The organism is Comamonas sp. CAH-2 (assembly GCF_009668305.1).
In the GTDB taxonomy this organism is placed as follows: Bacteria; Pseudomonadota; Gammaproteobacteria; order Burkholderiales; family Burkholderiaceae_C; genus Comamonas; species Comamonas aquatica.
In genome coordinates this window covers 1-5,454 of sequence record NZ_VSWF01000068.1, presented here as the reverse complement: position 1 = coordinate 5,454, position 5,454 = coordinate 1, and the positions used below count along the sequence as shown (strand labels likewise).

2 tRNA genes and 3 rRNA genes are annotated in these 5,454 nt (G+C 51.2%); all 5 read right to left on the bottom strand.

Features of this window, described 5'->3' with window-relative positions:
* Positions 1-9 precede the first annotated feature (9 nt).
* Positions 10-122: ribosomal RNA gene (gene rrf / locus FYM52_RS18415) — 5S ribosomal RNA — on the bottom strand.
* Between the two features lie 122 nt (positions 123-244).
* Positions 245-3,122, bottom strand: a 23S ribosomal RNA gene (locus FYM52_RS18410).
* 375 nt (positions 3,123-3,497) lie between these two features.
* Positions 3,498-3,573, bottom strand: a tRNA-Ala gene (locus FYM52_RS18405).
* Between the two features lie 24 nt (positions 3,574-3,597).
* Positions 3,598-3,674, bottom strand: a tRNA-Ile gene (locus FYM52_RS18400).
* An 85-nt stretch (positions 3,675-3,759) separates the two neighbouring features.
* Positions 3,760-5,288: ribosomal RNA gene (locus FYM52_RS18395) — 16S ribosomal RNA — on the bottom strand.
* Together the 16S, 23S and 5S rRNA genes with 2 tRNA genes alongside form the textbook arrangement of a ribosomal RNA operon.
* Between the last annotated feature and the right edge of the window lie 166 nt (positions 5,289-5,454).

Genomic DNA, 5,454 nt, shown 5'->3' with positions numbered 1-5,454 from the left:
GCTGTAAGAGCCTGGCGATGACCTACTTTCACACGGGAATCCGCACTATCATCGGCGCAAAGTCGTTTCACTGTCCTGTTCGGGATGGGAAGGAGTGGGGCCAACTTGCTATGGTCACCAGGCATAACTTGTAGCAAAGCAGCTTATCGCTACCTTGCAAATTCATAGAGCCTAATCAGCTTTTATTCGATTGCGCACATTGGCATAAAGTCTTTTGAACACTGCACAGCAGTATCAAAGTTATAGGGTCAAGCCTCACGGGCAATTAGTACTGGTTAGCTTAACGCATTACTGCGCTTCCACACCCAGCCTATCAACGTCGTGGTCTACAACGACCCTTCAGGGGGCTCAAGGCCCCGGCAGATCTTATCTTGAAACGAGTTTCCCGCTTAGATGCTTTCAGCGGTTATCTCTTCCACACGTAGCTACCCTGCGATGCCACTGGCGTGACAACAGGTACACCAGAGGTGTGTCCACTCCGGTCCTCTCGTACTAGGAGCAGGCTTCCTCAAATCTGCAGCGCCCACGGAAGATAGGGACAAAACTGTCTCACGACGTTTTAAACCCAGCTCACGTACCTCTTTAAATGGCGAACAGCCATACCCTTGGGACCGACTACAGCCCCAGGATGAGATGAGCCGACATCGAGGTGCCAAACACCGCCGTCGATATGAACTCTTGGGCGGTATCAGCCTGTTATCCCCAGAGTACCTTTTATCCGTTGAGCGATGGCCCTTCCATACAGAACCACCGGATCACTATGTCCTGCTTTCGCATCTGCTCGACTTGTCAGTCTCGCAGTTAAGCACGCTTATGCCATTGCACTATTAGCACGATGTCCGACCGTACCTAGCGTACCTTCGAACTCCTCCGTTACGCTTTGGGAGGAGACCGCCCCAGTCAAACTGCCTACCATGCACTGTCCCCGATCCAGATAATGGACCTAGGTTAGAACCTCAAACGCACCAGGGTGGTATTTCAACGTCGGCTCCACCAGAACTAGCGTCCTGGCTTCAAAGCCTCCCACCTATCCTACACAGATCCGTTCAAAGTCCAATACAAAGCTACAGTAAAGGTTCATGGGGTCTTTCCGTCTTTCCGCGGGGAGATTGCATCATCACAAACATTTCAACTTCGCTGAGTCTCAGGAGGAGACAGTGTGGCCATCGTTACGCCATTCGTGCAGGTCGGAACTTACCCGACAAGGAATTTCGCTACCTTAGGACCGTTATAGTTACGGCCGCCGTTTACTGGGACTTCAATCAAGAGCTTGCACCCCATCATTTAATCTTCCAGCACCGGGCAGGCGTCACACCCTATACGTCCACTTTCGTGTTTGCAGAGTGCTGTGTTTTTATTAAACAGTCGCAGCCACCGATTTTTTGCAACCCCATTGAGCTCCGTTTGTTCAACTTCACCTACTAGGGGCATACCTTCTCCCGAAGTTACGGTATCAATTTGCCGAGTTCCTTCTCCTGAGTTCTCTCAAGCGCCTTAGAATACTCATCTCGCGCACCAGTGTCGGTTTGCGGTACGGTCGTCAATAGCTGAAGCTTAGTGGCTTTTCCTGGAAGCAGGGTATCACTCACTTCGTGTGCAAGCACACTCGTTATCACCCCTCATCTCAGCCCGGCGGATTTGCCTACCAGGCACGACTACAGGCTTGAACCAACTATTCCAACAGTTGGCTGAGCTAACCTTCTCCGTCCCCACATCGCACTATTGATCGGTACAGGAATATTGACCTGTTTCCCATCAGCTACGCATCTCTGCCTCGCCTTAGGGGCCGACTCACCCTACGCCGATGAACGTTGCGTAGGAAACCTTGCGCTTACGGCGAGGGGGCTTTTCACCCCCTTTAACGCTACTCATGTCAGCATTCGCACTTCTGATACCTCCAGCATCCGTTACCAGACACCTTCACAGGCTTACAGAACGCTCTCCTACCACGTGCAATAAATTGCACATCCGCAGCTTCGGTAACTGGCTTAGCCCCGTTACATCTTCCGCGCAGGACGACTCGATCAGTGAGCTATTACGCTTTCTTTAAATGATGGCTGCTTCTAAGCCAACATCCTGACTGTTTTAGCCTTCCCACTTCGTTTCCCACTTAGCCAATTTTAGGGACCTTAGCTGGCGGTCTGGGTTGTTTCCCTCTTGAGTCCGGACGTTAGCACCCGGTGCTCTGTCTCCCAAGCTGTACTCTGCGGTATTCGGAGTTTGCCTTGGTTTGGTAAGTCGCCATGACCCCCTAGCCAAAACAGTGCTCTACCCCCGCAGGTAATACTTGAGGCACTACCTAAATAGTTTTCGGAGAGAACCAGCTATTTCCAAGTTTGTTTAGCCTTTCACCCCTAACCACAGCTCATCCGCTGATTTTGCAACATCAGTCGGTTCGGACCTCCAGTACCTGTTACGGCACCTTCATCCTGGCCATGGTTAGATCACTTGGTTTCGGGTCTACACCCAGCGACTGAACGCCCTATTCGGACTCGATTTCTCTACGCCTTCCCTATTCGGTTAAGCTTGCCACTGAATGTAAGTCGCTGACCCATTATACAAAAGGTACGCCGTCACCCCTTTCGAGGCTCCGACTTTTTGTAAGCATACGGTTTCAGGATCTATTTCACTCCCCTCCCGGGGTTCTTTTCGCCTTTCCCTCACGGTACTGGTTCACTATCGGTCGATTACGAGTATTTAGCCTTGGAGGATGGTCCCCCCATATTCAGACAGGATTACACGTGTCCCGCCCTACTTTTCTCTAGCTCAGTACCACACGTCAGTTTTCACATACAGGGCTATCACCTACTATGGCCGGACTTTCCATTCCGTTTTGTTAACCGTCGTGCTATCACTAGAAGGCTCCTCCGAATTCGCTCGCCACTACTATCGGAATCTCGGTTGATGTCTTTTCCTCTGGGTACTTAGATGTTTCAGTTCTCCAGGTTCGCCTCGTTAGCCTATGTATTCAGCTAACGATACCCTTGCGGGTGGGTTTCCCCATTCAGAAATCTCCGGATCAAAGCTTATTTGCCAGCTCCCCGAAGCTTATCGCAGGCTATCACGTCTTTCTTCGCCTGTAATCGCCAAGGCATCCACCATATGCTCTTAGTCACTTGACCCTATAACTTTGATCTCTGTTGCCAGAGCTCGCCATTTCGAGTTCAAAGACTGGTGAGGTCTTGCACCTCACGCGTTATGCCGTAATGTGAATGATTCTTCGGTTGCATCTTTTCAGACGCAGCCTAGAGAATGATTCGTCATTACATCGAATTCATTAGTTGAATTCGTGTGACGCAATCAAATAGTTGCTGGCGGCACGGTGCAATGTTTCATGCTTTCCGCCAGCAACGCTGATTTCGACTCTATGAATTTTTAAAGAACAGCCTATTGATCGGATCGATCAATACAAAAGCAGTCTTTGCAAGACTGCTTTTGTATTGAGGTGAGCCAACGATTATAGCACCATTCGGCGCTATCATTTTCTAACCAATCCTTGGTGGAGGATGACGGGATCGAACCGACGACCCCCTGCTTGCAAAGCAGGTGCTCTCCCAGCTGAGCTAATCCCCCATCGGGTTTTTCGCATTGGAAGTTTGGTGGGTCTAGTTGGGCTCGAACCAACGACCCCTGCGTTATCAACACAGTGCTCTAACCAGCTGAGCTACAGACCCAATCCATCAGAACTTGCGCTCCAACAGTTGCCATCCAACAACCGATAAGTGTGGGCGTTCAAACTTGAACTGCTTCATTTTCCAGAAAGGAGGTGATCCAGCCGCACCTTCCGATACGGCTACCTTGTTACGACTTCACCCCAGTCACGAACCCCGCCGTGGTAAGCGCCCTCCTTGCGGTTAGGCTACCTACTTCTGGCGAGACCCGCTCCCATGGTGTGACGGGCGGTGTGTACAAGACCCGGGAACGTATTCACCGTGACATTCTGATCCACGATTACTAGCGATTCCGACTTCACGCAGTCGAGTTGCAGACTGCGATCCGGACTACGACTGGCTTTATGGGATTAGCTCCCCCTCGCGGGTTGGCAACCCTTTGTACCAGCCATTGTATGACGTGTGTAGCCCCACCTATAAGGGCCATGAGGACTTGACGTCATCCCCACCTTCCTCCGGTTTGTCACCGGCAGTCCCATTAGAGTGCCCTTTCGTAGCAACTAATGGCAAGGGTTGCGCTCGTTGCGGGACTTAACCCAACATCTCACGACACGAGCTGACGACAGCCATGCAGCACCTGTGTTACGGCTCTCTTTCGAGCACTCCTCTATCTCTAAAGGATTCCGTACATGTCAAAGGTGGGTAAGGTTTTTCGCGTTGCATCGAATTAAACCACATCATCCACCGCTTGTGCGGGTCCCCGTCAATTCCTTTGAGTTTCAACCTTGCGGCCGTACTCCCCAGGCGGTCAACTTCACGCGTTAGCTTCGTTACTGAGTCAGTTAAGACCCAACAACCAGTTGACATCGTTTAGGGCGTGGACTACCAGGGTATCTAATCCTGTTTGCTCCCCACGCTTTCGTGCATGAGCGTCAGTACAGGCCCAGGGGATTGCCTTCGCCATCGGTGTTCCTCCGCATATCTACGCATTTCACTGCTACACGCGGAATTCCATCCCCCTCTGCCGTACTCTAGCCTTGCAGTCACAAAGGCAGTTCCCAGGTTGAGCCCGGGGATTTCACCTCTGTCTTACAAAACCGCCTGCGCACGCTTTACGCCCAGTAATTCCGATTAACGCTCGCACCCTACGTATTACCGCGGCTGCTGGCACGTAGTTAGCCGGTGCTTATTCTTACGGTACCGTCATGACCCCAGGGTATTAACCCAGGGCTTTTCGTTCCGTACAAAAGCAGTTTACAACCCGAAGGCCTTCATCCTGCACGCGGCATTGCTGGATCAGGCTTGCGCCCATTGTCCAAAATTCCCCACTGCTGCCTCCCGTAGGAGTCTGGGCCGTGTCTCAGTCCCAGTGTGGCTGATCGTCCTCTCAGACCAGCTACAGATCGTCGGCTTGGTAAGCTTTTATCCCACCAACTACCTAATCTGCCATCGGCCGCTCTAGTAGCACAAGGTCTTGCGATCCCCTGCTTTCATCCGTAGATCTCATGCGGTATTAGCCACTCTTTCGAGTAGTTATCCCCCACTACTAGGCACGTTCCGATGTATTACTCACCCGTTCGCCACTCGTCAGCATCCGAAGACCTGTTACCGTTCGACTTGCATGTGTAAGGCATGCCGCCAGCGTTCAATCTGAGCCAGGATCAAACTCTACAGTTCGATCTTGAATTTAAAGTCTTGCGACTCACTCATAAAAACGGAATTGAAGTGAACTTCACTTCTCTATTTCCATGAGCGTTTGTTTTTAGTTCTAAAGAACTTGGCAATTCGCCTTCAAACGCCCACGCTTATCGGCTGTATCTTTTTAAAGATGCAAACCTGAATC